Annotated in this window: 24 protein-coding genes; 9 read left to right on the top strand and 15 right to left on the bottom strand. The window is 50.1% G+C overall.

Features of this window, described 5'->3' with window-relative positions:
* Positions 1 to 56: 56 nt before the first annotated feature.
* The gene (gene mepM / locus BGE37_RS07755; protein ID WP_032184424.1) at positions 57 to 1,379 is read right to left on the bottom strand and encodes a murein DD-endopeptidase MepM; all 1,323 of its coding nucleotides are present in this window, start codon (positions 1,377 to 1,379) and stop codon (positions 57 to 59) included.
* Positions 1,380 to 1,394: 15 nt separating this feature from the next.
* Positions 1,395 to 2,327: a zinc ABC transporter substrate-binding protein ZnuA gene (gene znuA, locus BGE37_RS07750; protein WP_032184796.1), complete on the bottom strand. Its 933-nt coding sequence runs from the start codon at positions 2,325 to 2,327 to the stop codon at positions 1,395 to 1,397.
* 78 nt (positions 2,328 to 2,405) lie between these two features.
* Here znuA and znuC point away from each other — a divergent pair, with 78 nt between their 5' ends.
* Together znuC and znuB are read left to right on the top strand one after the other, a co-directional pair.
* Positions 2,406 to 3,161: a zinc ABC transporter ATP-binding protein ZnuC gene (znuC, locus tag BGE37_RS07745; RefSeq protein ID WP_000202996.1), complete on the top strand. Its 756-nt coding sequence runs from the start codon at positions 2,406 to 2,408 to the stop codon at positions 3,159 to 3,161.
* Positions 3,158 to 3,943, top strand: a complete 786-nt coding sequence (gene znuB, locus BGE37_RS07740) for a zinc ABC transporter permease subunit ZnuB (protein WP_000571478.1) — start codon at positions 3,158 to 3,160, stop codon at positions 3,941 to 3,943. Before znuC ends, znuB begins: the two co-directional genes overlap by 4 nt.
* 146 nt (positions 3,944 to 4,089) lie before the next feature.
* On the opposite strand, the gene ruvB is transcribed toward znuB, so the two are convergent.
* The 4 genes from ruvB to BGE37_RS07715 all read right to left on the bottom strand — a co-directional run bounded on the left by ruvB (position 4,090) and on the right by BGE37_RS07715 (position 7,334).
* A complete protein-coding gene (gene ruvB / locus BGE37_RS07735; protein WP_000568522.1) occupies positions 4,090 to 5,100 on the bottom strand; it encodes a Holliday junction branch migration DNA helicase RuvB in 1,011 nt (336 codons plus the stop codon).
* 8 nt (positions 5,101 to 5,108) lie between these two features.
* Positions 5,109 to 5,720, bottom strand: a complete 612-nt coding sequence (gene ruvA, locus BGE37_RS07730; protein ID WP_000580328.1) for a Holliday junction branch migration protein RuvA — start codon at positions 5,718 to 5,720, stop codon at positions 5,109 to 5,111.
* 167 nt (positions 5,721 to 5,887) lie between these two features.
* Complete coding sequence (locus BGE37_RS07725; protein WP_001054410.1) at positions 5,888 to 6,472, bottom strand: hypothetical protein; 585 nt, start codon at positions 6,470 to 6,472, stop codon at positions 5,888 to 5,890.
* Positions 6,473 to 6,509: 37 nt separating this feature from the next.
* Positions 6,510 to 7,334, bottom strand: coding sequence for a hypothetical protein (locus tag BGE37_RS07715; protein ID WP_231347586.1), 825 nt, complete (start codon positions 7,332 to 7,334; stop codon positions 6,510 to 6,512).
* Positions 7,335 to 7,427: 93 nt separating this feature from the next.
* Here BGE37_RS07715 and BGE37_RS07710 point away from each other — a divergent pair, with 93 nt between their 5' ends.
* Entirely contained in the window at positions 7,428 to 8,030 is a 603-nt protein-coding gene (locus BGE37_RS07710) for a YebB family permuted papain-like enzyme (protein WP_105278994.1), read from the top strand.
* Position 8,031: 1 nt separating this feature from the next.
* On the opposite strand, the gene ruvC is transcribed toward BGE37_RS07710, so the two are convergent.
* Genes ruvC through aspS form a run of 4 tightly spaced genes read right to left on the bottom strand, consistent with a single transcriptional unit; the run spans position 8,032 to position 11,574 of the window.
* Positions 8,032 to 8,553 carry a crossover junction endodeoxyribonuclease RuvC gene (gene ruvC, locus BGE37_RS07705; protein ID WP_001295503.1) on the bottom strand — a complete coding sequence of 174 codons (522 nt, stop codon included), beginning with the start codon at positions 8,551 to 8,553 and terminating at the stop codon, positions 8,032 to 8,034.
* A gap of 34 nt (positions 8,554 to 8,587) precedes the next feature.
* Positions 8,588 to 9,328: a YebC/PmpR family DNA-binding transcriptional regulator gene (locus BGE37_RS07700; protein WP_000907234.1), complete on the bottom strand. Its 741-nt coding sequence runs from the start codon at positions 9,326 to 9,328 to the stop codon at positions 8,588 to 8,590.
* A 28-nt stretch (positions 9,329 to 9,356) separates the two neighbouring features.
* Positions 9,357 to 9,809, bottom strand: coding sequence for a dihydroneopterin triphosphate diphosphatase (gene nudB / locus BGE37_RS07695; protein WP_077626310.1), 453 nt, complete (start codon positions 9,807 to 9,809; stop codon positions 9,357 to 9,359).
* Positions 9,802 to 11,574 carry an aspartate--tRNA ligase gene (aspS, locus tag BGE37_RS07690; RefSeq protein ID WP_001258663.1) on the bottom strand — a complete coding sequence of 591 codons (1,773 nt, stop codon included), beginning with the start codon at positions 11,572 to 11,574 and terminating at the stop codon, positions 9,802 to 9,804. The genes nudB and aspS overlap by 8 nt, the downstream gene beginning before the upstream one ends.
* Positions 11,575 to 11,883: 309 nt before the next feature.
* Between aspS and BGE37_RS07685 the strand changes: the two genes are divergently transcribed.
* The 5 genes from BGE37_RS07685 to cmoB are packed head-to-tail and all read left to right on the top strand — an operon-like array spanning position 11,884 to position 15,465.
* On the top strand, positions 11,884 to 12,450 hold the full coding sequence (locus BGE37_RS07685) for a hydrolase (protein ID WP_032184429.1): 567 nt from the start codon (positions 11,884 to 11,886) through the stop codon (positions 12,448 to 12,450).
* Positions 12,447 to 13,265, top strand: a complete 819-nt coding sequence (locus tag BGE37_RS07680; RefSeq protein ID WP_000639288.1) for a DUF72 domain-containing protein — start codon at positions 12,447 to 12,449, stop codon at positions 13,263 to 13,265. The genes BGE37_RS07685 and BGE37_RS07680 overlap by 4 nt, the downstream gene beginning before the upstream one ends.
* Before the next feature lie 52 nt (positions 13,266 to 13,317).
* Entirely contained in the window at positions 13,318 to 13,713 is a 396-nt protein-coding gene (locus BGE37_RS07675; RefSeq protein ID WP_000252980.1) for an MAPEG family protein, read from the top strand.
* Between the two features lie 40 nt (positions 13,714 to 13,753).
* Positions 13,754 to 14,497 carry a carboxy-S-adenosyl-L-methionine synthase CmoA gene (gene cmoA, locus BGE37_RS07670; RefSeq protein WP_000019597.1) on the top strand — a complete coding sequence of 248 codons (744 nt, stop codon included), beginning with the start codon at positions 13,754 to 13,756 and terminating at the stop codon, positions 14,495 to 14,497.
* Positions 14,494 to 15,465: a tRNA 5-methoxyuridine(34)/uridine 5-oxyacetic acid(34) synthase CmoB gene (gene cmoB / locus BGE37_RS07665; protein WP_105287912.1), complete on the top strand. Its 972-nt coding sequence runs from the start codon at positions 14,494 to 14,496 to the stop codon at positions 15,463 to 15,465. Before cmoA ends, cmoB begins: the two co-directional genes overlap by 4 nt.
* 35 nt (positions 15,466 to 15,500) lie before the next feature.
* On the opposite strand, the gene torZ is transcribed toward cmoB, so the two are convergent.
* The 4 genes from torZ to BGE37_RS07645 form a co-directional block, all read right to left on the bottom strand.
* Positions 15,501 to 17,930, bottom strand: coding sequence for a trimethylamine N-oxide reductase TorZ (gene torZ, locus BGE37_RS07660; RefSeq protein ID WP_105287911.1), 2,430 nt, complete (start codon positions 17,928 to 17,930; stop codon positions 15,501 to 15,503).
* Positions 17,931 to 17,954: 24 nt separating this feature from the next.
* The gene (locus BGE37_RS07655) at positions 17,955 to 19,055 is read right to left on the bottom strand and encodes a NapC/NirT family cytochrome c (RefSeq protein ID WP_105287910.1); all 1,101 of its coding nucleotides are present in this window, start codon (positions 19,053 to 19,055) and stop codon (positions 17,955 to 17,957) included.
* 385 nt (positions 19,056 to 19,440) lie between these two features.
* A complete protein-coding gene (cutC, locus tag BGE37_RS07650) occupies positions 19,441 to 20,187 on the bottom strand; it encodes a copper homeostasis protein CutC (RefSeq protein ID WP_001185745.1) in 747 nt (248 codons plus the stop codon).
* Between the two features lie 13 nt (positions 20,188 to 20,200).
* The gene (locus tag BGE37_RS07645; protein WP_105287909.1) at positions 20,201 to 20,767 is read right to left on the bottom strand and encodes a VOC family protein; all 567 of its coding nucleotides are present in this window, start codon (positions 20,765 to 20,767) and stop codon (positions 20,201 to 20,203) included.
* 215 nt (positions 20,768 to 20,982) lie between these two features.
* On the opposite strand from BGE37_RS07645, the gene argS reads away from it, so the two are divergent.
* Positions 20,983 to 22,716: an arginine--tRNA ligase gene (gene argS / locus BGE37_RS07635; RefSeq protein ID WP_001025314.1), complete on the top strand. Its 1,734-nt coding sequence runs from the start codon at positions 20,983 to 20,985 to the stop codon at positions 22,714 to 22,716.
* A gap of 41 nt (positions 22,717 to 22,757) precedes the next feature.
* Here the strand turns inward: argS and yecV are convergent, their stop codons facing one another.
* Positions 22,758 to 22,802, bottom strand: coding sequence for a protein YecV (yecV, locus tag BGE37_RS25560; RefSeq protein WP_211180499.1), 45 nt, complete (start codon positions 22,800 to 22,802; stop codon positions 22,758 to 22,760).
* Positions 22,803 to 22,822 lie beyond the last annotated feature (20 nt).

Genomic DNA, 22,822 nt, shown 5'->3' with positions numbered 1-22,822 from the left:
TCGCACCAAATAAAAAAGCCGGTACTGACTGCGTACCGGCTGCGAATGGATGTTAATTAATCAAACCGTAGCTGCGGCACAATCTCTTTGGCCTGCGCCAGGAATTCGCGACGATCGGATCCAGTCAGTCCTTCGGTACGCGGCAGTTTTGCCGTCAACGGGTTTACGGCCTGCTGGTTGATCCAGACTTCATAGTGCAAATGCGGCCCGGTTGAACGCCCAGTATTACCGGAAAGCGCGATACGGTCGCCACGTTTCACTTTCTGTCCTGGTTTCACCAGAATCTTACGCAAGTGCATATAACGCGTGGTGTAGCTACGACCATGACGAATAGCCACATAATAACCTGCTGCGCCACTGCGTTTGGCAACCACCACTTCACCGTCACCCACTGAAAGCACTGGCGTACCCTGTGGCATGGCGAAATCAACACCTCTGTGTGGCGCAACACGACCAGTCACCGGATTAGTACGACGCGGGTTAAAGTTAGACGAGATACGGAACTGTTTCGCCGTCGGGAATCGCAAGAATCCTTTCGCCAGACCAGTACCGTTACGATCGTAGAATTTGCCATCTTCAGCGCGGATTGCGTAATAATCTTTACCTTCTGAACGCAAACGTACGCCCAGCAGTTGGCTTTGCTCACGTTTGCCATCAAGCATTTCTCGTGACATTAACACCGCAAATTCATCGCCTTTTTTCAGTTTGCGGAAATCCATTTGCCACTGCATGGCTTTAATCACTGCGCTCACTTCGGCGCTGGTTAAACCGGCGTTTCTGGCGCTGGCAACAAAGCTTCCCCCGACGGTACCTTTCAGCAGATTGTTGACCCACTCTCCTTGCTGCATTTCGCTGGTCATTTTAAAACCGTTAGCGGCAGTACGGTCATAGGTTCGGGTTTCCCGACGAGATACTTCCCAGGTAAGGCGCTGCAATTCGCCGTCCGCGGTTAATGTCCAGGAAAGTTGTTGACCGATTTTCAGGTTACGCAATTCTTTGTCAGCAGCAGCCAGTTGGGTGATATCCCCCATATCAATACCATACTGATTGAGAATGCTGCTTAGCGTATCGCCAGTGGAAACAACATATTCATGCACGCCCGCTTCACCGGCGATTTTGTCATCCAGTTCATCCTGGGGAATGGCTTCATCTTCTTGTGCAGCTTGATCAATCGGCTCACTGGCTTCAGGTAAGAGCGAACGAATTTCGTTCTGTTCCAGCTCAATGGTTTTGACAATTGGCGTGGTATCGCGGTGATAAACATAGGGCCGCCAGACAGCGACGGCCAGAGTAAGAACGGTGAGCGACCCCAACATAACGCGGTGTGGTCGCGGTAAATTATTAAACGCCAGGGCGACAGAGCGGGCTATCTGTTGCACGTAATCACTTCCTCATTAATCTCCTTTCAGGCAGCTCGCATACTGGTTGGCTAATTGATTCAGGAATTCTGAATAGCTTGTTTTACCCAGTTTGATATTCGTCCCCAGGGGATCCAACGTTCCCATACGAACGGATGTCCCTCGTGCGACGCTCTCAACGACCGCTGGCCTGAACTGTGGCTCAGCAAAAACGCAGGTTGCTTTTTGCTCAACCAACTGTGTTCTTATTTCATGTAAACGCTGCGCGCCAGGTTGAATCTCAGGGTTAACGGTAAAATGACCAAGCGGTGTCAGTCCGAACTGTTTTTCGAAATAGCCGTAAGCATCGTGAAAAACGAAATAACCTTTCCCCTTGAGCGGCGCGAGCTCGTTACCAACCTGCTTTTCGGTTGAGGCTAATTGTGCCTCAAAATCCTTCAGGTTGGCGTCAAGTTTGGCTCGACTTTGCGGCATAAGTTCCACTAATTTTCCATGGATTGCAACCGCTGTAGCCCGCGCTATCTCTGGGGAAAGCCAAAGATGCATGTTGAAATCGCCGTGATGGTGATCTTCGTCACTTTTTTCCGCGTGGTCGTGATCATCATCATCGCCGTGAATACTTTTCATCAGCAGCGGTTTCACATTCTCTAGCTGCGCAATCGTTACCTGTTTCGCTTCAGGTAATTTACTTACCGGTTTTTGCATGAACGCTTCCATCTCCGGGCCAACCCAAACGACTAAGTCCGCGTTCTGTAAGCGTTTTATATCTGATGGACGCAGTGAATAATCATGTTCTGAAGCGCCGTCAGGTAGTAAAACCTCCGTTTCTGTTACCCCATCAGCAATGGCAGAAGCAATGAACCCAACGGGTTTAAGCGAAGCGACAACGGCAGCATCTGCGGCCTGTGTTGCACCACCCCAGAGAGCGGCGGATAATGCTGCGAAAAGAAGCGTTTTTTTATGTAACATAATGCGACCAATCATCGTAATGAATATGAGAAGTGTGATATTATAACATTTCATGACTACTGCAAGACTAAAATTAACATGACAAGTCTGGTTTCCCTGGAAAATGTCTCGGTTTCTTTTGGCCAACGCCGCGTCCTCTCTGATGTGTCGCTGGAACTTAAACCTGGAAAAATTTTGACTTTACTTGGGCCAAATGGCGCAGGTAAGTCGACACTGGTACGGGTAGTGCTCGGACTGGTAACACCCGATGAAGGGGTTATCAAGCGCAACGGAAAACTGCGCATCGGCTACGTACCGCAGAAGCTGTATCTCGACACCACATTGCCACTGACCGTAAATCGATTTTTACGCTTACGCCCTGGCACACATAAAGAAGATATTTTGCCTGCACTGAAACGTGTCCAGGCCGGGCATCTGATTAACGCACCGATGCAAAAGCTCTCGGGTGGCGAAACACAGCGTGTATTGTTAGCACGAGCATTGTTAAATCGACCGCAATTATTAGTGCTGGATGAACCCACTCAGGGCGTGGATGTAAATGGTCAGGTAGCGCTGTATGACCTTATTGACCAACTGCGTCGCGAACTGGATTGTGGCGTTTTAATGGTCTCTCACGATCTGCATTTGGTAATGGCAAAAACCGATGAAGTGCTTTGCCTGAATCACCACATTTGTTGTTCCGGCACACCGGAAGTTGTTTCCCTGCATCCGGAGTTTATTTCAATGTTTGGTCCTCGTGGAGCTGAACAGCTGGGTATCTATCGCCATCATCATAATCATCGTCACGATTTACAGGGGCGAATTGTTCTGCGTCGGGGAAATGATCGCTCATGATTGAATTACTATTTCCTGGTTGGTTAGCCGGGATCATGCTCGCCTGTGCCGCGGGTCCGCTGGGTTCGTTTGTGGTCTGGCGTCGTATGTCTTATTTCGGTGATACACTGGCTCATGCCTCATTACTTGGCGTCGCGTTTGGTTTGTTGCTGGACGTGAATCCATTCTATGCGGTAATTGCCGTTACGCTGCTGCTGGCGGGCGGTCTGGTATGGCTGGAGAAGCGCCCACAGCTGGCGATCGATACGTTATTAGGGATTATGGCGCACAGTGCCCTGTCGCTGGGCCTGGTGGTCGTTAGTCTGATGTCTAACATTCGTGTTGATTTGATGGCTTACCTGTTCGGTGATTTGCTGGCAGTGACGCCAGAAGATCTCATCTCTATTGCGATTGGCGTGGTCATCGTAGTGGCGATTCTGTTCTGGCAATGGCGCAATTTGCTGTCAATGACGATTAGCCCGGATCTGGCGTTTGTTGATGGTGTGAAATTACAGCGCGTGAAATTGTTGTTGATGTTGGTGACAGCATTGACGATTGGTGTAGCGATGAAATTTGTCGGCGCGTTGATTATTACTTCGCTGCTGATTATTCCTGCAGCTACAGCGCGTCGCTTTGCCCGCACGCCGGAACAGATGGCCGGTGTCGCTGTTTTGGTGGGAATGGTGGCAGTAACTGGCGGTTTAACCTTTTCCGCATTTTACGATACGCCGGCGGGTCCGTCGGTAGTGCTATGTGCGGCACTGTTATTTATTATCAGTATGATGAAAAAGCAGGCCAGCTAATCTGTCGCTGAACACATTTGTCGGATGCGGCGCGAGCGCCTTATCCGACCTACGGTTCGCTACTTTTGGTAGGCCTGATAAGACGCGAACAGCGTCGCATCAGGCTTATCGCCAATGTCGGAAGCGGCTTGAATGCCTTATTCAACTTAAGGCATTTCTGGTGGCGTGATGCCGAAGTGGTTCCACGCCCGCACTGTCGCCATACGCCCGCGCGGTGTACGCTGCAAAAAGCCTTGCTGAATCAAATAAGGTTCCAGTACATCCTCAATGGTTTCACGTTCTTCACCAATGGCTGCCGCCAGGTTATCCAGGCCTACCGGCCCACCAAAGAACTTATCGATTACCGCCAGCAACAATTTGCGGTCCATATAATCGAAACCTTCAGCATCAACATTCAGCATATCCAGTGCCTGGGCGGCGATATCCGCCGAGATGGTGCCATCGTGCTTCACTTCGGCAAAATCGCGAACACGACGCAGCAGACGGTTGGCAATACGTGGCGTACCACGCGCCCGGCGAGCAACTTCCAGCGCGCCATCGTCACTCATCTCAAGCCCCATAAAACGGGCACTACGACTGACGATATATTGCAGATCCGGCACCTGATAAAACTCCAGACGTTGCACAATACCAAAACGATCGCGCAGCGGTGATGTCAGCGAACCTGCGCGCGTGGTTGCACCAATCAGAGTAAACGGCGGCAAGTCAATTTTAATGGAGCGTGCCGCCGGACCTTCACCAATCATAATATCCAGTTGGTAGTCTTCCATTGCCGGATACAACACCTCTTCCACCACTGGTGAAAGACGGTGGATCTCATCAATAAACAGCACGTCATGCGGTTCAAGGTTAGTGAGCATCGCTGCCAGATCGCCCGCCTTTTCCAGTACTGGACCGGAAGTCGTGCGTAAATTCACGCCCATTTCATTGGCGACAATGTTGGCAAGCGTAGTTTTACCTAAACCCGGAGGACCAAAAATCAACAGATGATCGAGGGCATCGCCGCGCAGTTTCGCTGCTTTGATGAAAATCTCCATCTGTGAACGAACCTGCGGTTGACCAACATACTCTTCCAGTAATTTAGGGCGAATGGCGCGATCTGCCACATCTTCCGGCAAAGTGGTACCGGCAGAAATCAGACGGTCTGCTTCAATCATCCTTTACCTCATAACGCGGCGCGTAGGGCTTCGCGAATTAATGTTTCACTGCTGGCGTCAGGGCGAGCGATTTTGCTCACCATGCGGCTTGCTTCTTGTGGTTTATAGCCCAGCGCCACCAGCGCGGCAACCGCTTCCTGTTCAGCATCGTCGGTCGTCGGGCTGGCAGGTGACGTGAGTACCAGGTCGGCAGCTGGCGTAAAGAGATCGCCATGCAAACCTTTAAATCGGTCTTTCATTTCAACAATCAAGCGTTCGGCGGTTTTTTTGCCAATACCCGGCAGTTTCACCAGAGCCCCCACTTCTTCACGCTCAACGGCATTAACGAACTGCTGCGCTGACATTCCGGAGAGGATTGCCAATGCCAGTTTAGGCCCAACGCCGTTGGTTTTGATCAACTCTTTGAACAACGTGCGCTCTTGTTTATTGTTAAAACCGTACAGCAGTTGCGCGTCTTCACGCACCACAAAGTGGGTGAAAACGATCGCTTCCTGACCCGCTTCAGGGAGTTCATAAAAACAGGTCATCGGCATATGCACTTCATAGCCTACGCCGCCCACTTCAATTAATACCAGCGGGGGTTGTTTTTCAATGATGATGCCTCTGAGTCTGCCTATCACATGACGCTCCTGCGTAATGAATCAAAGATAATGCTGTATGATAAAAAAATGCTGGATAGATATCCAGCGAGGGATGATATTAAATCATTTCAGAACTGATAATCCTTTGGCTCACGGTATCTGAAATTTTCTATGAATCACCTTACATCGCACTCTTTCTTTGACTTCTAATGGCCAATTTTTCCACGTTCCTTGCTGGCGTGCTTCCATTCGCGGCATTTTTTTAGTTGGTGAAGGAGTAAGACCGCAAATATAAATGCGCTTATTGCCCATATAGCTATCAGAATCGGCAAAGGGCTGATATTGAAAAACACGTTTTCACAGGGTTTCCCGATGGCGGGGCGATCTTTTACAACCTTCACGCACATGGTGATTCCTGGTTTTATACGCTTGTCCTCAACATGCAAATTCCAGGTCTTACCGTCAATCTGCCAGGTCAGGTCATAGGCATACAGCCCCGAGCAATCAATCCTTCCTCCCCGCAGTAAATTGCAGGAGTGCGAGGCGCTACGCTTAAAATTACTGGTATAACGAATCGAAGAAACTTTTGCGAGCGTAGTCAAGCTATTGCGGTGGTACTCATACTCCTGAACGGCAGCATAACTGGTATAAATCGCTAAAAAGAAGTAAAAGAGCGCAATTGGCTTCCTGAAACGTGGGTAGTGAGCTTTCATGAGATAGCTGCTTAATATCAACGTCCCGGCAAGAGCAAATGAGATTAAAAGCTGATTGAATACGCTTGATAAATTCATCCGCGCCTCTGTATCTGGCAAGCAGGTAGAGGACGATTCATTCAGCGAGTCCCTGAACGCTGAATTTTTGCGGGATCATTCCGCTATCAATTCGCCACTGATAGGACTCCGTATGTGCTAACTCGTCACCATTAAGATCAATCGACACCTGGTTTGAGTAAATATCATACTCATCAATTATGTCAGCGCCTGAGTATTCATACAGAGCATAATATCCTGCCATCAAATCCCCCTTCGACACCCTTTCATAACTTTTTAGCACATAGCCATATCGCCAGTTAATCAAATTAAAAAGAATGCTTTCGGCGTCCTCTCTTGCAAAAATATCATCCCCCACTCTGATGATAAAACTTCCGGCATTAATTTTATAATGATGTTTTCCCGGCAGAAATTCAAAAGCCTGAGTGAGTGAAAATGATTCTTTATAATGATCACCCGCAGGAATAACTTGCCAGCCATCGACCCCATCATAAATTCCACACATCCCATCAAGGACAATGTTGCTTGTTGTGATGTCAAAGGCTTTATTGCAAGGCATCAAACCACCTTCAAAGATATAAGCAGGTTGATTATTGCTATTGTAGAAATCCAGTAAAGCATTCACCACCTGCCCCTGCTGTATAACGCTAAGCCTCACGGTGACACCACTTTGCGCCATTCTCGCATCGTTAAGGCTTGCACCAGCTTCACCCACGCCGTAGATATCATCACGCATATGAATAATTTGAGGCACAAACTCATTATTCTCATTTAAAGAAATACGTCCATATCGCCAGGGATAGCGAATGACATTATCTTGAGCAAATACATTCACGCATTGACTGATCGAAACTATAATTATCACATTAATAAATAACCGCATAAAACATTCCTTGTCATTATTACAATACAATGCTAATGCTTTACCATCACGAAAGATAGATGCTGTTTTATATATAAATAATGGATTGATATAGTGAAAATAAATTACCCAGCTAAATATGAAACCGGTGATATTGTTTTTACCTGCATCGGTGCTCGCCTGTTTGGGCAAATCTCTGCAGCCTCGAAATGCTGGAGCAACCATGTGGGGATAATCATCGGACATGACGGTGATGATTACCTGGTTGCGGAGAGTCGAGTTCCGCTCTCCACAATCACAACTTTGTCACGATTTATTGAACGGTCGACCGATCAACGCTACGGTGTTCGCCGCCTGGCAGGAGGTTTAACCGCAGAGCAGAAACTTGCTCTTGTCGAAAAGGTCCCTGCCCGGTTGCATAAGTTCTACCACACCGGTTTTAAATACGAATCTTCCCGCCAGTTCTGTTCAAAATTCGTTTTTGATATTTATAAAGAGGCGCTATGTATCCCGGTGGGTGAAATTGAGACGTTTGGAGAACTGCTAAACAGCAATCCGAATGCAAAACTCACTTTCTGGAAATTCTGGTTTTTAGGTTCGATTCCGTGGGAGCGTAAAACCGTCACGCCAGCCAGTTTGTGGCATCATCCGGGTTTGGTGTTGATTCATGCGGAGGGAGTAGGAACGCCTCAGCCTGAATTGACCGAGGCGGTATAACTTAACGCAGTCGCCCTCTCGCCAGGTTCAGCCGCGATTCGCTCATCTGCATCGCATTCTGACTAACGTGGCAGTGGGTGATGGCAATTGCCAGCGCATCGGCGGCGTCCGCCTGCGGGTTAGCGGGCAGTTTCAGCAAAGTGCGGACCATATGCTGCACCTGGCTTTTTTCGGCACTACCAATACCTACCACCGTTTGTTTTACCTGACGTGCCGCGTATTCAAATACCGGTAATTCCTGATTCACCGCCGCCACAATCGCCACGCCACGCGCCTGCCCCAGCTTCAGGGCCGAGTCGGCATTTTTAGCCATAAAGACTTGTTCAATGGCGAAATAATCAGGCTGGAACTGGGTGATGATTTCCGTCACGCCCGCATAGATGAGCTTAAGACGAGACGGTAAATCATCTACTTTGGTGCGTATACATCCGCTACCCAGGTAGGACAGCTGCCTGCCCACCTGGCGGATGACGCCATAGCCGGTCACGCGCGAACCCGGGTCAATGCCGAGAATAATAGCCATCACGCGTCTCCGTTTTGCTGTTTAGCAGGCCTCATCAGAGAGTCGCTGCAACCTCATCAGAGATTTCACCGTTATGGTAGACTTCCTGCACGTCGTCGCAATCTTCCAGCATATCGATCAGACGCATCAGTTTCGGTGCGGTTTCTGCATCCATATCAGCTTTGGTGGACGGGATCATGGAAACTTCCGCGCTGTCTGCTTTCAGACCTGCAGCTTCCAGAGCGTCGCGTACTTTGCCCATTTCCTCCCATGCAGTGTAGACGTCAATCGCGCCATCATCATAGGTCACAACATCTTCAGCACCAGCTTCCAGAGCTGCTTCCATGATGGTGTCTTCATCGCCTTTCTCAAAGGAGATCACGCCTTTTTTGCTGAACAGATAGGCTACGGAACCATCAGTACCGAGGTTACCGCCACATTTGCTGAATGCGTGACGCACTTCAGCAACGGTACGGTTGCGGTTATCAGACAGACATTCAATCATGATTGCCGTGCCGCCAGGACCGTAACCTTCGTAGATGATGGTTTCCATGTTTGCATCATCATCACCACCCACACCACGGGCAATTGCGCGGTTCAGGGTGTCACGGGTCATGTTGTTAGACAGTGCTTTATCAATAGCTGCTCGCAGACGCGGGTTAGCATCCGGATCGCCACCGCCCAACTTAGCCGCGGTTACCAGCTCACGAATGATTTTAGTGAAGATTTTACCGCGCTTAGCATCCTGCGCAGCTTTACGATGTCTGGTGTTGGCCCATTTACTATGACCTGCCATAAAAATATCTCCAGGTAGCCCTGCCTGTTCAGGCAGCGTTAATTACAAACTGTTCAATCGCCTGCCGGTTGCTCCATGACTTAGTGAGCGCCGCCGCAGCATGCGCATCAAGCCACTTGTAGGCCAGATGTTCAGTGAAAACGATCTGGCGCTCGTGCGGGAGTGCAAGACAGAACCAAGATTCCGTATTACGCGTTACGCCCGGCGCATAGCGATGACGTAAATGTGAAAAAATTTCAAACTCCACCGTGCGCTGACAGTCAATTAAGGTCAGTTGTTCAGCGACAACATCAATGGTGACCTCTTCCTTTACTTCGCGCATGGCGGCTTGCGGCGCGGTTTCCCCCTCTTCCACACTGCCGGTTACCGACTGCCAGAAATCGGGATCATCACGCCGCTGTAACATCAGCACCCGTTTCGTATCTTGCGCATAAATAACCACCAGAATAGAAACGGGACGCTTATAAGTCATATCAATTATTCTCTGCCTTCTTCACAACCTGAATGCTCAGCTCGGACAGAGCAGTCGGGTTAGCAAAGCTTGGCGCTTCGGTCATCAGACACGCTGCCGCCGTGGTTTTCGGGAAGGCGATAACGTCACGGATGTTGTCGGTACCGGTCAGCAGCATGGTCAGACGGTCAAGACCGAATGCCAGACCTGCGTGCGGCGGAGTACCGTATTTCAGGGCGTCGAGCAGGAAGCCGAATTTCTCGCGCTGTTCCTCTTCGTTGATCCCCAGAATGCCAAACACCGTCTGCTGCATATCACCATTATGGATACGCACAGAACCACCGCCCACTTCGTAACCATTGATGACCATATCGTAAGCGTTCGCCACCGCATTTTCCGGTGCAGCTTTCAACTCTGCCGCCGTCATGTCTTTCGGTGAGGTGAACGGATGGTGCATTGCCGTCAGGCCGCCTTCACCGTCGTCTTCAAACATCGGGAAGTCGATAACCCACAGCGGTGCCCATTTGCTTTCGTCGGTCAGACCAAGGTCTTTACCCACTTTCAGACGCAATGCGCCCATCGCGTCGGCAACAATTTTCTTGTTATCGGCACCGAAGAAAATCATATCGCCATCTTGCGCGGCAGTACGATCCAGGATGGCTTCGATGATTTCAGCGTTGAGGAACTTCGCTACCGGGCTGTTGATACCTTCCAGACCTTTCGCACGTTCGTTAACTTTGATGTACGCCAGACCTTTCGCGCCGTAGATTTTAACGAAGTTACCGTATTCGTCGATCTGCTTACGGGTCAGCGATGCGCCACCCGGAACACGCAGAGCAGCAACGCGGCCTTTCGGATCGTTCGCCGGACCTGCGAATACCGCGAACTCAACGGATTTCAGCAGATCGGCAACGTCAGTCAGTTCCATCGGGTTACGCAGATCCGGTTTATCAGAACCATAACGGCGTTCTGCTTCTGCAAAGGTCATTACCGGGAAATCGCCCAGATCCACGCCCTTCACTTCCAGCCACAAATGGCGTACCAGCGCTTCCATCACTTCACGCACTTGCGGCGCGGTCATGAAAGAGGTTTCCACATCGATCTGGGTGAATTCAGGCTGACGATCAGCACGCAGGTCTTCGTCACGGAAGCATTTTACAATCTGATAGTAGCGGTCAAAACCAGACATCATCAGCAGCTGTTTGAACAGCTGCGGAGACTGCGGCAGTGCGTAGAATTTCCCTTTGTGCACACGAGAAGGCACCAGGTAGTCACGTGCGCCTTCCGGCGTGGCTTTGGTCAGCATCGGAGTTTCGATGTCAAGGAAGCCGTGGTCGTCCATAAAACGGCGCACCAGGCTGGTGATTTTAGCGCGGGTTTTCAGGCGCTGAGCCATTTCCGGACGACGCAGGTCGAGGTAGCGGTATTTCAGTCGCGCTTCTTCGGTGTTGACGTGGTTAGAGTCAAGCGGCAGAACGTCTGCGCGGTTGATGATGGTCAGCGAGGAGGCCAGCACTTCGATTTCGCCGGTCGCCATATCGCGGTTGATATTTTTTTCGTCACGCGCACGTACGGTGCCCGTGACCTGAATGCAGAACTCATTACGCAGTTCAGAGGCCAGCTTTAACGCGTCCGCACGATCCGGATCGAAAAATACCTGCACGATACCTTCGCGGTCGCGCATATCGATGAAGATCAGGCTACCAAGATCACGACGACGGTTGACCCAACCACACAGAGTCACCTGCTGCCCCACGTGGGACAAACGGAGCTGTCCACAATATTCTGTACGCATGAGATATCCCTTAACTTAGCTGCCGGCGGATGCCCCCTGCTGCGCAGGTGACCAAGTCGCAGCGTTAGCTGTATGTCACAACTGAATGAAAAAAGGCGGCTATTATACTGGAAATTCTGCCGCACCGTAAGAGCCTGGCCCGCGCTGGAACGCCTCGTTACCACTTTATATCGGGCCTGAAATCAGACTCTACGCCAGTTTGCTATAAAGGTGTTGCCCGAACTCATAAAAATTAACAAAATTTGTCGTTCCGCCATCGGCTAATCGCATTAAGGTGAAAGGCACGATTTTGTTTTATCAGGAGACAACATGCTTGAACTGAATGCTAAAACCACTGCGCTGGTGGTAATTGACTTACAAGAAGGCATCTTACCTTTTGCCGGTGGTCCTCATACTGCCGATGAGGTGGTTAATCGAGCAGGGAAGCTGGCGGCGAAATTTCGCGCGAACGGTCAGCCCGTGTTTCTGGTGCGCGTTGGTTGGTCTACCGATTACGCCGAAGCATTAAAACAGCCGGTTGATGCCCCCTCCCCCGCTAAAGTGTTGCCCGAAAACTGGTGGCAACATCCTGCTGCATTAGGTGCAACCGACAGCGATATCGAAATCATCAAACGTCAATGGGGTGCGTTTTACGGTACGGATCTGGAGTTGCAATTACGCCGCCGGGGTATCGATACAATAGTATTATGTGGGATCTCGACCAATATCGGTGTTGAATCCACCGCCCGCAATGCCTGGGAACTCGGTTTTAATCTGGTGATTGCCGAAGACGCCTGCAGCGCCGCCAGCGCCGAGCAGCACAATAACAGCATCAACCATATCTACCCACGCATCGCCCGTGTGCGCAGTGTGGAAGAGATCCTCAACGCATTATGATTTACATCGGTCTGCCGCAATGGTCGCATCCTAAATGGGTGCGGTTGGGGATCACCAGCCTTGAAGAGTATGCCCGCCACTTTAACTGTGTGGAGGGCAACACCACGCTTTACGCCCTGCCGAAATCCGAGGTTGTCCTGCGCTGGCGTGAGCAGACCACAGATAATTTTCGCTTCTGTTTTAAGTTTCCGGCGACCATTTCGCATCAGGCAGCATTACGGCATTGCGATGATTTAGTAACTGAATTTTTGACTCGCTTGTCACCGCTGGCTCCGCGCATTGGGCAATACTGGCTGCAACTGCCTGCCACATTTGGCCCACGGGATCTGCCTGCGCTTTGGCATTTTCTCGACTCTCTTCCCGGCGAGTTTAATTATGGTGTGGAAGTCCGCCATCCACAGTTTTTCGCCAAAGGGGAAGAGGAACAAACACTTAATCGCGGTTTACATCAGCGCGGCGTTAATCGGGTGATTTTAGACAGCCGCCCGGTTCATGCAGCACGCCCACACAGTGAAGCTATTCGCGACGCTCAACGGAAAAAACCTAAAGTTCCCGTACATGCTGTGCTGACGGCGACAAATCCGCTGATCCGTTTTATCGGTAGTGATGATATGACGCAAAACCGAGAGTTGTTTCAGGTTTGGTTACAAAAATTAGCGCAGTGGCATCAGACCACTACGCCTTATCTTTTTTTACATACGCCAGATATTGCCCAGGCACCGGAACTGGTACATACCCTGTGGGAAGGCTTACGTAAAACACTTCCAGAGATCGGAGCAGTTCCGGCTATTCCACAGCAATCTTCTCTTTTCTGAATTTGCCACCTATCATAGACAGGTGCCATCGGCCATTTTAAAGGGAGTTTGTATGGTAAGCGCGCTGTATGCCGTTTTAAGTGCGTTGTTATTAATGAAGTTCTCTTTTGATGTCGTTCGCCTGCGTATGCAGTACCGCGTTGCCTATGGTGACGGCGGTTTTAGCGAACTGCAAAGCGCTATTCGCATTCATGGTAACGCGGTGGAGTATATTCCCATCGCGATTGTGTTGATGCTGTTTATGGAAATGAATGGCGCCGAAACCTGGATGGTGCATATTTGCGGCATCGTTTTGCTTGCTGGTCGTCTGATGCATTATTACGGTTTTCATCACCGTCTGTTCCGCTGGCGACGTTCTGGCATGAGCGCCACCTGGTGTGCGCTGTTGCTGATGGTGCTGGCGAATCTTTGGTATATGCCCTGGGAGTTGGTTTTCTCCCTGCGTTAGCGCACAATACGCCACTTTCTTTTTCCCGGATTTTTACGTTATGTCTCACCGCGACACGCTATTTTCTGCCCCTATCGCCAGACTTGGCGACTGGACCTTTGATGAACGGGTAGCCGAAGTCTTCCCGGATATGATCCAGCGTTCCGTTCCCGGCTACTCCAATATTATTTCCATGATTGGTATGTTAGCCGAACGCTTCGTTCAACCTGGTACGCAGGTTTACGATCTGGGTTGTTCTCTGGGCGCGGCGACGCTCTCTGTGCGTCGCAATATTCATCATGATAATTGCAAAATTATCGCCATCGACAACTCTCCGGCGATGATTGAACGCTGCCGTCGTCATATTGACGCTTATAAAGCCCCTACGCCAGTAGACGTTATTGAAGGTGATATTCGCGATATCACCATTGAAAACGCATCGATGGTTGTGCTGAATTTTACCCTGCAATTCCTGGAACCTTCAGAACGTCAGGCGTTACTGGATAAAATTTATCAAGGGCTGAATCCGGGCGGCGCGCTGGTGCTTTCAGAAAAATTCAGTTTCGAAGATGCCAAAGTTGGTGAACTGCTGTTCAACATGCACCACGACTTTAAACGTGCCAACGGTTACAGCGAACTGGAGATCAGCCAGAAGCGCAGCATGCTGGAAAATGTGATGCTGACCGATTCCGTGGAAACACATAAAGCTCGCCTGCATCAAGCCGGTTTTGAACATAGCGAGCTATGGTTCCAGTGCTTTAACTTTGGTTCACTGGTGGCATTAAAAGCAGAGGACGCTGCATGATCGACTTTGGTAACTTTTATTCTCTGATTGCCAAAAATCATCTTTCACACTGGCTGGAAACGCTGCCCGCGCAGATTGCCAGCTGGCAGCGCGAACAGCAGCACGGTCTGTTTAAACAGTGGTCCAATGCGGTGGAATTTCTGCCTGAAATTAAACCGTATCGTCTTGATTTACTACATAGCGTGACGGCAGAAAGCGAAGAGCCACTGAGCGCCGGGCAGATTAAGCGCATTGAAACACTGATGCGCAACCTTATGCCGTGGCGCAAAGGGCCGTTTTCACTGTATGGCGTGAACATCGATACCGAATGGCGTTCTGACTGGAAATGGGATCGTGTTCTGCCCCATCTTTCTGATTTAACCGGGCGCACCATTCTTGATGTCGGCTGCGGCAGCGGTTATCACATGTGGCGCATGATTGGCGCAGGTGCGCACCTCGCGGTGGGGATCGACCCTACGCAACTGTTTCTTTGCCAGTTTGAAGCGGTGCGTAAACTGCTGGGTAACGATCAGCGCGCGCATCTGCTGCCGTTAGGTATTGAACAACTTCCGGCACTGAAAGCCTTTGATACCGTCTTTTCGATGGGCGTACTTTATCATCGTCGTTCACCGCTGGAGCATCTCTGGCAGTTAAAAGATCAACTGGTGAATGAAGGTGAACTGGTGCTGGAAACACTGGTTATTGATGGCGATGAAAATACCGTCCTGGTGCCAGGCGATCGTTACGCGCAAATGCGTAATGTTTATTTCATCCCGTCAGCCCTGGCGTTGAAAAACTGGCTGAAGAAGTGTGGTTTTGTTGATATCCGCATTGCGGATGTGAGCGTTACCACGACCGAAGAGCAGCGACGCACCGAATGGATGGTCACCGAATCGCTGGCCGATTTTCTTAATCCACATGATCCGAGTAAAACGGTGGAAGGTTATCCGGCACCTAAACGCGCGGTGTTGATTGCGCGTAAGCCGTAAAAATTTAGCGCCCGTTTCCGGGCGCTTTTCACGTCTTATGCCTGAACAGCTGGCTGATCAAACGCCGTTAACTTCGGTGCATTGCCCGTATATTTTTCGATATACACCAGCGCAGAGTTACCGGCACAGGCATTTGCCAGCTGAGAGCTGGGGATATCCGCCGTTAACACGTTCGCACTGCCGTTTTTACACAAGCCATTTTCCAGATCTGGCCATGCACCTTCATGCACGCATACCACGCCTTTTTTGATCCCGTCAGTCACCACTGCGCCTGTCAGAATCTGACCACGTTTGTTCCAGACACGCACCAGATCGCCATTCGCAATACCAAAGCGAGCAGCATCTTCGGTGTGAATAGTGATCGGTTCACGATCGGCAACCGCATATTTTTTACGCAGCTCAGCATAGTTAAGCTGACTGTGTAAACGGTGTGCCGGATGCGCGGTCAGAAGCTGCAACTGCTTCTCGTCGGCGGTACCCTTCCACTCATCAGGCGCAAGCCAGGTTGGGTGTGCCGGACAATCCTTATAGCCAAATTTTTCCAGCGTTTTAGAGTAGATCTCAATTTTGCCGCTTGGCGTACCCAGCGCGTTTTTCACTGGATCGGCGCGGAAATCAGCATAACGAACGTACTGTTCGTTCTTCTCGCTGCGGCGCATTTCGATCAGTTTATTTTGCTGCCAGAAAGCATTAAACATCGGCATAGTCACGCGTTGCGCACGCGCACCTTTCTGAGCGGCATCATAGAAAAATTTCAGCCACGCCATTTCATCTCTACCTTCGGTATAGATCTCTTTTCCGCCAGGTTTGAGTAATTCAGCAAGATCGGCAAACACATCAAAATCGTTACGCGCTTCAAATTGCGGAGCGACAGCCTGCTTCATCGGTACAATATGCTGGTTGCTGTAATCACCGGTCATCGTCAAGTCATTGCGCTCAAACGATGTGGTGATCGGTAATACGATATCTGCATGTTTAGCAGCTGCGGTCCAGTAGCATTCAGAAACGACGATCATCTCCGGTTTCTGCCATGCTTTAATCAGACGATTAGTATCCTGGTGATGGGTAAAGTTACCGCCACCCGCCCACCAGATCATTTTGATATTCGGATACGTTTGTTCTTTACCGTTATGCTGATATTTGCCGCCAGGATTTTCCAGCGCATCAACAATACGGGCGACAGGAATCGCCGTCATTCCGCCATCATCAGCTTCCTCGCTGGCCTGTCCGGCTATAGCCGCAGACATTTCGGGCAGCACGCCGCCAACACGCGTCGGGTTGCCGCCGTTGGAGTAATGATAAGAGAAACCAAAACCGCCGCCCGGTGTACCTATCTGCCCTAACATCGCCGCCAGAGTCACCAACATCCAGTGTTTCTGTTCACCATATTGCTGGCGCTGAATTCCCCAGCCTGCCATCAGCATTGTGCGATTTGCCGCCATCAGTTCAGCGAGTTTGACTATCTGCGCTTCCGGTACGCCACTAATTTCCGCCGCCCAGGCCGCGCTCTTCGGCGTATTATCGCTCTTACCTGTCAGATACTCTTCAAACTGCGGATACCCGGTGGTGTATTTTTCAAGGAACACTTTATCGTGTTTGCCTAGTGTCATCAGGGTATGTGCAATCCCCAACATCAGCGCCACGTCGGTGCCCATATTTGGCGCGATCCAGGTAGCATTGTCGCCAAAGATCTCAATAGTTTCGGAACGAATAGGGTCGATAGCAATCACTGGTTTGCCAGATTTTTTCAGCTGATGGAAGTATTCCAGCCCTTGCTCATCGGTACTGCTCCAGGCAATTTTTAAGGTATTCAGCGGGTTCATCCCCCACAACACCACCACCTGACTGTTTTCCAGAATCAGTGGCCAGGAGGTCTGCTGTTCATACACCTCCACGGAACCCACCACGTGCGGCATGATTACCTGTGCCGCCCCGGTTGAATAATCGCCGCTATGCCCTGAATAACCGCCCGCAAGATTCATATAACGTTGCAGTAAGGTTTGCGCTTTATGTAACACGCCAGAAGAGCGCCAGCCGTAAGATCCGGCAAAAATGGCCGATGGTCCGTTAGCTTTACGAATACGATCGTGTTGCCCATGAATCAGTTTTAATGCTTGTTCCCAGCTCACCTGTACATAGGTATCTTCGCCACGACCTTTCGCCGGTTGTAGTGGATTATCGAGATAGCTTTTTCTCACCATCGGATGCTGAATACGCGCCGTTGTATGTACCTGATCCGCCGCTGTAGACTGTAAGGAGTTTGGTATGGTTTTCGCCAGCGCGCCTGTTGAAGAAACAATCTTGCCGTCCTTCACTTCTACGTTCATCGCTCCCCAACGGCCTGCGGTGAGGATTTTGCCGCCCTTCTCTTCTGCCCATGCGGGTAACGGTGCAGCCGATGTCACCACCAGCGCCCCAGCGGCAATACCGCTGTGTTTAATAAATTCACGTCTTGTTAATGTCATAACTTCCTCCCTGATCAACGAGGATCACTGTTTCTCGGTAATATCTTTGGCGTTGTACTGGAAGTACCGCGTCAAAATGTCCAGTTCGTTTTCGCTCATGCTGGTTCGCGCACCCATTCCTTTGGCAATGGACGGCCATGCATTGACGGTGTAATGGTCAGCGGCGATAGGTGCATGGCAACCAGCACAATAGGTATCGTCAAGTTTTTCAGCGTATTGCCATAGCGGTTTACGGTCCGCTAATGCGGGATCGGTAAGCACACCCTGTAAAGACGCCTGACGCCATTGATTGCCGTATTCATCAGCCTGCCATTTCCCGTTTACCCTTAGCGCCTTGATACCTTCTTCACTTAATGTGGCCAGCGCCAGCCGTTGACCTGCGGCCAGGTAGAGCGTGTTTTCACTGCCCTGCATTTGATAACCCTGCAACAGAACGATCGGCTGTTTGCCACTGGCATCAACGACGGTGAGATCGGTACCAGGATTCACGGTAGCCAGCTCGCCTATGCGAGAAGTTTTGAAAGGATAAATATGTGCGCCATTGGTAACTGAAGTAGCGGCCTGACTTTCCAGCTCATGCGCCGCGTTGTCATCCATTTTTATTTCTGGTGGAAAATGGGCAATGCCTTTATGACAATCGATACAGGTTTCGCCGTCCTTTAGCGCTTTGTTATGCATTTTCTGCGCAGATTCACTTTGCGAGGCAATATCCATGGCATCAAAAGAATGGCAACTACGACACGTTGCAGAATCAGTTGCTTTTAATTCTTTCCATACTGTTTCGGCCATTTCCTGACGATGCGCTTCGAACTTATCGTCACTGTCTATTTTGCCGCTAACAAATTCATGATAAATATCTTTAGAAGCTTTTAATTTAGCAAATAAATAATCCACCCCTGACTTTGGAATATGGCAATCGGCACATTCCGCACGTATCCCTTTCTGGTTAGAAAAATGGACAGTTCCCTGATATTCCTCAAAAGGTTTACTCATTGAGTGGCAGGAAAGGCAAAATGCGGTATCCGACGTTTTATGTAAGGCTTTTTGCGCCAGTAATAACCCGCCGCCACCAACCACAACCGTTATCAGCAAAAATAATAACCCAATGCGTTTTTTCCCTCGCATAGATTCCTCTAATTAATTCCAGAACACCGAAATCATTGTATAATTAAATATACAACGAATTGACCGCTTGCATAATTCGGCACAACACTGCCTGAAATAATCGATAAAGAATATGATTTATTACAATGTAATCATTAATTGCTAAGGAATAACCCAGTTGTTATTTAGAATATATATTTGTCAGTTTTAGTAATTTAAATTACATAATTAATATGAATATATAAAAATTTTTAGCACAACGCTATGCGCACTGTCACGCGCTCAACTGATCACAGAAATCGTTCGTTTTTTATACTTCTCGGGGATAAAAAAAGGCCCCTGTTGAAATTGCAGGGGCCTGGTACGAGCAAGCATCATATTGGGCGACATGATGCAACGGTAAAAATCATTTGGCCTGACGGCGTTCAATGATTCCTTTCATTTCAGCAACCGCCGCCCCGTCTACGACATAACGCGAATACTCGTCCGCGTGTGCATCTGATGACATGGACAATCCTTGATTACGATAACGCATTGGTGAGGCTTGCCACGCTCCCGCGGAGCTATGGACTTCCAGCACTCCGGCATCGAGGAAGTGGTGCAGGTTTTCTGCACGGACTCCTGCTCCGGCCATAATGATTGGAGCATCACCATGGGCAATAAGTTCCATAATTTTTGATAAACCTTGCAGTGCGTCTGATTTTTGCCCTGATGTCAGTACCCGAGCAACGCCCAATTCCGCAAGATTATTGAGTGTATTTAAAGGGTTAGCGCACATATCGAAGGCGCGATGAAAAGTCACTGCCAGCGGACCGGCAACAGCCATTATTTTTTCCATTCGTGGCATATCGACATTCCCGTCAACATCGAGAACGCCCGTCACCAGTCCAGGAAAACCTAATTCGCGGACTGTGCGCACATCCTCAAGAATGGCGGCAAACTCACCGTCGCTGTAGCAAAAATCACCACCGCGTGGGCGAATAATTGGATGCACAGGGATCGTCACCCGCTGGCGCACGGATTTCAATACCCCCAACGACGGCGTTAAGCCCCCCTCTTTTGGGGCTGCGCATAATTCAACTCTGTCTGCGCCGTTTTGCTGCGCCGTTAGCGCGCATTCCATGCTGTAACAGCAAATTTCCAGTAATGCCATTTTTGCTCCTTAATTACGCCGACTGCTCGCTGGCAACGATCTCTTCAATGGACCACGGATGAAATTTAATGGTCGTTTTGCCATCGGTGACCGCCAGCGTCGGATTCGGTAATCGCTCATGCTCACCTTTTGGCGAACTGGTTTTAACTGAGATCCCCGGAAGGCTGAGTCCTTCATCAGAAAGCAATGCCAGCGCACGGGCATTCAACGTTTCAGGATCACCTGGCAGAACGATTTCAATATGTTCCCAACCTTCGTGCGGGTAACGTTTTTCCCCAGGCCACGGTAGCTCTACAATTGAAAACTGCCAGTGCGCAACCTGTACCGGTTCATGCAATTTAAACAGACAAATCGGCCTGCCATTGATCATATTTTCTGACAAAAGCTCGCCGCACTGTTCAAACCCATGACGCCAGCGTTCAGCGGTAACGTTTTGATGGCAACGCAAAGAAATGTGATCGGCAGTCAGTGGAGTGATATCCAACCCCAGACAGCGGGAAAGTTCATCTAATGCGTGGGTAAATCGCGGTAAATCCGATGCAATATCCTGCAGCTCGTCGATAGATTGCCAGTTCGCCATAATCACTCTTCGTCTTTCAGTAAAAGCGTTAATTTACCCTGTTGCCCTGCGCCAACCAACCGCTGATTTCACGCCACTTCTGATGCAATGGTGAAAACGGCAATACGCCACGCGCACGTTGCTGACGAAAACAGCCATTTGCAGTATACTCCCGCCCTAATTTCTCTAACTGGTGCGGGCAATTTTTGCTCGCTTCATCAATGTAAGGTATTCCGGTGAATATTCAGGCTCTTCTCTCAGAAAAAGTCCGTCAGGCCATGATTGCGGCAGGCGCGCCTGCGGATTGCGAACCGCAGGTTCGTCAGTCAGCAAAAGTTCAGTTCGGCGACTATCAGGCTAACGGCATGATGGCAGTTGCTAAAAAACTGGGTATGGCACCGCGACAATTAGCAGAGCAGGTGCTGACTCATCTGGATCTTAACGGTATCGCCAGCAAGGTTGAGATCGCCGGACCAGGCTTTATCAACATTTTCCTTGATCCGGCATTCCTGGCTGAACATGTTCAGCAGGCGCTGGCGTCCGATCGTCTCGGTGTTGCTACGCCAGAAAAACAGACCATTGTGGTTGACTACTCTGCGCCAAACGTGGCGAAAGAGATGCACGTCGGTCACCTGCGCTCTACCATTATTGGCGACGCAGCAGTGCGTACTCTGGAGTTCCTCGGTCACAAAGTGATTCGCGCAAACCACGTCGGCGACTGGGGCACTCAGTTCGGTATGCTGATTGCATGGCTGGAAAAGCAGCAGCAGGAAAATGCCGGTGAAATGGAGCTGGCTGATCTTGAAGGTTTCTACCGCGATGCGAAAAAGCATTACGATGAAGATGAAGCGTTCGCTGAGCGTGCACGTAACTACGTGGTAAAACTGCAAAGCGGTGACGAATACTTCCGTGAGATGTGGCGCAAACTGGTCGACATCACCATGACGCAGAACCAGATCACCTACGATCGTCTGAACGTGACGCTGACCCGTGATGACGTGATGGGCGAAAGCCTGTACAACCCGATGCTGCCGGGTATCGTGGCTGATCTCAAAGCCAAAGGTCTGGCTGTAGAAAGCGAAGGCGCAACCGTCGTATTCCTTGATGAGTTCAAAAACAAGGAAGGCGAACCGATGGGCGTGATCATTCAGAAGAAAGATGGCGGCTATCTCTACACCACCACTGATATCGCCTGTGCAAAATATCGTTATGAAACATTGCATGCCGATCGCGTGCTGTATTACATCGACTCCCGCCAGCATCAACACCTGATGCAGGCGTGGGCGATCGTCCGTAAAGCAGGCTATGTGCCGGAATCCGTACCGCTGGAACATCATATGTTCGGCATGATGCTGGGCAAAGACGGCAAACCGTTCAAAACGCGTGCTGGCGGTACGGTGAAACTGGCCGATTTGCTGGATGAAGCCCTGGAACGCGCACGCCGTCTGGTGGCAGAGAAGAACCCGGATATGCCAGCCGATGAGCTGGAAAAACTGGCTAATGCGGTTGGTATTGGTGCGGTTAAATACGCAGATCTCTCCAAAAACCGTACCACTGACTACATCTTCGACTGGGACAACATGCTGGCGTTTGAGGGTAATACCGCGCCATACATGCAGTATGCTTACACGCGTGTATTGTCCGTGTTCCGTAAAGCAGAAATTGACGAAGAGCAACTGGCTGCAGCCCCGGTAATCATCCGTGAAGATCGTGAGGCACAACTGGCAGCTCGCCTGCTGCAGTTTGAAGAAACCCTCACTGTGGTTGCCCGTGAAGGCACGCCGCACGTGATGTGTGCTTACCTGTACGATCTGGCCGGTCTGTTCTCTGGCTTCTACGAGCACTGCCCGATCCTCAGCGCAGAAAACGAAGAAGTGCGTAACAGTCGTCTGAAACTGGCACAACTGACGGCGAAGACGCTGAAGCTGGGCCTGGATACGCTGGGTATTGAGACAGTAGAGCGTATGTAATCGATTTTTCGTGAGAGTGAAGCCTGATCAGGGTTACCTGATCAGGCTTTTTTATTGCCATCTAAATGTATTCTGAAAATGGACATGCCACTGTTTTCTCACTGTT

This window comes from Escherichia sp. MOD1-EC6300 (assembly GCF_002965045.1).
Taxonomy (GTDB): Bacteria; Pseudomonadota; Gammaproteobacteria; order Enterobacterales; family Enterobacteriaceae; genus Escherichia; species Escherichia coli_F.
Note: the sequence above shows the minus strand (reverse complement) of the source record. Positions and strands in the feature narration are given on the sequence as shown.

What these genes read in the sequence shown, in the direction of transcription:
- BGE37_RS07725 (WP_001054410.1), bottom strand. Translation starts at nt 6,472, where the DNA reads ATGAATTTATCAAGCGTATTCAATCAGCTTTTAATCTCATTTGCTCTT.
- BGE37_RS07680 (WP_000639288.1), top strand. Translation starts at nt 12,447, where the DNA reads ATGATTTACATCGGTCTGCCGCAATGGTCGCATCCTAAATGGGTGCGG.
- torZ (WP_105287911.1), bottom strand. Translation starts at nt 17,930, where the DNA reads ATGACATTAACAAGACGTGAATTTATTAAACACAGCGGTATTGCCGCT.
- cmoA (WP_000019597.1), top strand. Translation starts at nt 13,754, where the DNA reads ATGTCTCACCGCGACACGCTATTTTCTGCCCCTATCGCCAGACTTGGC.
- znuB (WP_000571478.1), top strand. Translation starts at nt 3,158, where the DNA reads ATGATTGAATTACTATTTCCTGGTTGGTTAGCCGGGATCATGCTCGCC.
- BGE37_RS07645 (WP_105287909.1), bottom strand. Translation starts at nt 20,767, where the DNA reads ATGGCGAACTGGCAATCTATCGACGAGCTGCAGGATATTGCATCGGAT.
- BGE37_RS07655 (WP_105287910.1), bottom strand. Translation starts at nt 19,055, where the DNA reads ATGCGAGGGAAAAAACGCATTGGGTTATTATTTTTGCTGATAACGGTT.
- BGE37_RS07715 (WP_231347586.1), bottom strand. Translation starts at nt 7,334, where the DNA reads ATGCGGTTATTTATTAATGTGATAATTATAGTTTCGATCAGTCAATGC.
- ruvC (WP_001295503.1), bottom strand. Translation starts at nt 8,553, where the DNA reads ATGGCTATTATTCTCGGCATTGACCCGGGTTCGCGCGTGACCGGCTAT.
- BGE37_RS07685 (WP_032184429.1), top strand. Translation starts at nt 11,884, where the DNA reads ATGCTTGAACTGAATGCTAAAACCACTGCGCTGGTGGTAATTGACTTA.
- cutC (WP_001185745.1), bottom strand. Translation starts at nt 20,187, where the DNA reads ATGGCATTACTGGAAATTTGCTGTTACAGCATGGAATGCGCGCTAACG.
- BGE37_RS07700 (WP_000907234.1), bottom strand. Translation starts at nt 9,328, where the DNA reads ATGGCAGGTCATAGTAAATGGGCCAACACCAGACATCGTAAAGCTGCG.
- aspS (WP_001258663.1), bottom strand. Translation starts at nt 11,574, where the DNA reads ATGCGTACAGAATATTGTGGACAGCTCCGTTTGTCCCACGTGGGGCAG.
- znuC (WP_000202996.1), top strand. Translation starts at nt 2,406, where the DNA reads ATGACAAGTCTGGTTTCCCTGGAAAATGTCTCGGTTTCTTTTGGCCAA.
- BGE37_RS07675 (WP_000252980.1), top strand. Translation starts at nt 13,318, where the DNA reads ATGGTAAGCGCGCTGTATGCCGTTTTAAGTGCGTTGTTATTAATGAAG.
- znuA (WP_032184796.1), bottom strand. Translation starts at nt 2,327, where the DNA reads ATGTTACATAAAAAAACGCTTCTTTTCGCAGCATTATCCGCCGCTCTC.
- ruvB (WP_000568522.1), bottom strand. Translation starts at nt 5,100, where the DNA reads ATGATTGAAGCAGACCGTCTGATTTCTGCCGGTACCACTTTGCCGGAA.
- cmoB (WP_105287912.1), top strand. Translation starts at nt 14,494, where the DNA reads ATGATCGACTTTGGTAACTTTTATTCTCTGATTGCCAAAAATCATCTT.